We start from the raw sequence: 2151 nt of genomic DNA on the forward strand, positions 1-2151 counted from the left end.
GGCGGCTGGGACATCGAGGGGGAGCCCTACACCCAAGGGGAGGACACCCGATTCGATTGGTTCCGTTCCAGGATGCTGGGCGGACGGACCAACCACTGGGGAAGGATATCGCTGAGGTTCGGTCCGAAGGACTTCAAGCACAAGGACGTTGACGGCTATGGGGACAACTGGCCCATAAGCTATGATGACGTAAAGCCCTATTACGACAAGGTGGACAAGATGATCGGGGTTTTCGGCACCAACGAGGGCCTTCCCAATGATCCGGACGGTTTCTTTCTGCCACCGCCCAAACCAAGATTGCACGAGCTTTTTTATATCAAAGGAGCTCGTAAGAGCAATATTCCGGTGTACCCCTCCCGGATGTCGATGCTCACCAAAAAGATAAACAATGATCGTGGGGTCTGCTTCTACTGCGGGCAGTGCAACCGTGCCTGTCAGGTATACGCGGATTTCTCCGCGGGGACCTGTCTTATCTTCCCTGCGCAGAAGAACGGTGGCCAAATCGACCTTTTCGTGAACTGTATGGTCCGCGAGGTGACCACCGACGAAGAGGGCAGGGCCACGGGAGTGTCCTACATTAACAAAGAAGATCGTAAAGAATATAAATTGAAAGGAAAAGTAGTGGTACTGGGTGCCTCGGCCTGTAGTTCTGCTCGTATCCTTCTCAATTCAAAAAGTAAGCAACACCCGAATGGATTAGGGAACAGCAGTGACGTTGTGGGCAGGTACCTGCACGATTCAACGGGTGCTGATAGAGCTGCATTTATTCCCGATTTGATGAACCGCAAGGTGTCCTACAACGAGGACGGCGTGGGCGGGATGCACGTGTACTCCCCTTGGTGGGGGGACAATTCCAAGTTGGATTTTCCACGTGGTTACCACATCGAGGTTTGGGGCGGCATGGGTATGCCTAGCTACGGATTCGGCTTCAACGTGAACGAGTTCAATAAGTTCTTCGGGACCAAAGTAGGTGGTTACGGCGATGTACTGCGCAGCGATGCCAAAAAATACTACGGCGCCGTTGTGGGCATGGCCGGTAGGGGTGAATCCATCGCCCGGAAGGAGAACTATTGCGAGATCGACCCGACTACAGTAGATGAATTTGGTATCCCGGTACTGAAGTTCCACTATCAATGGAGCCAGTTGGAGATCAACCAGGCCAAGCACATGCAGGATACCTTCGAGGAGATCCTGGTCAACATGGGCGGTGAGCCCTTGGGGGACAAACCTGGCAAGGACACCAACTACGGACTGCACAATCCTGGGCGGATTATCCATGAGGTGGGGACCACCCGGATGGGCAATGACCCGAGGACCTCTGTGACCAACAAGTACCAGCAGTTGCACGATGTGGACAACGTGTTCATCGTGGACGCGGGGCCTTTCGTGTCGCAGGCGGATAAGAACTGTACCTGGACGATATTGGCACTCTCGATGAGGGCCTCGGAATACATCGTGGAGCAACTCAAACAACAAAACATATAGGGAGATGGACAGAAGAAAGAGTTTAAAGTCGATAGTACTGGGCTCCGTGGCCGGTGGACTGGCCATGCACGGGTGCAAGCCCGCTACGGAAGGGACAGAACTGACAGAGGCACCGAAGATCACCTACCCGGGACGGGTGCCACAGGAGACCGAACTGATCAACGAACTACAGGACGAACAATTCCTGAACCCACACGAAGTGGAGACATTGACCGTACTGTGCGACCTTATATTGCCCCCTTCGGAGGAGTACAAAGGGGCGTCCGACGCCGATGTGGTGAGCTTCATCGAGTTCATGGCCAAGGACGAGGAGACCCTGGGGCCTGATATCCGCGGAGGCATCATGTGGCTAGACCACAAGGGCAACACGGAGTACGGGACGGAGTTTGTAAAGTCCACAGAGGACCAGCAGAAGGAAATTTTGGACGGTATCGCTTACTACGACCCTGAGGTACCGGGCAACGAGCGTCCCTTTGAGGTGAACTTCTTCTCGTTGGTCAGGAACCTGACGATGACGGGCTTCTACACGAGCAAGATCGGGATAGAGGAGATCGGTTATAAAGGGAACCAGCCGAACGTATGGGACGGCGTTCCGGAGGATGTACTGGAACAGCACGGGGTAAGCTACGACGAGGAATGGCTCGCCAAGTGCGTGGACCAGAGCAA

2 protein-coding genes are annotated in these 2151 nt (G+C 54.4%); both read left to right on the top strand.

The window, feature by feature from the left end; translation table 11 throughout:
• The coding region (locus AC13CS_RS18100; RefSeq protein WP_482889105.1) for a GMC oxidoreductase at positions 1-1485 on the top strand (1485 nt) is incomplete at its 5' end.
• Positions 1486-1489: 4 nt separating this feature from the next.
• Positions 1490-2151, top strand: a 662-nt coding sequence (locus AC13CS_RS18105; RefSeq protein WP_482889106.1) for a gluconate 2-dehydrogenase subunit 3 family protein, incomplete at its 3' end; no start/stop codon positions are given.

The organism is Flagellimonas sp. B-3 (genome assembly GCF_056857835.1).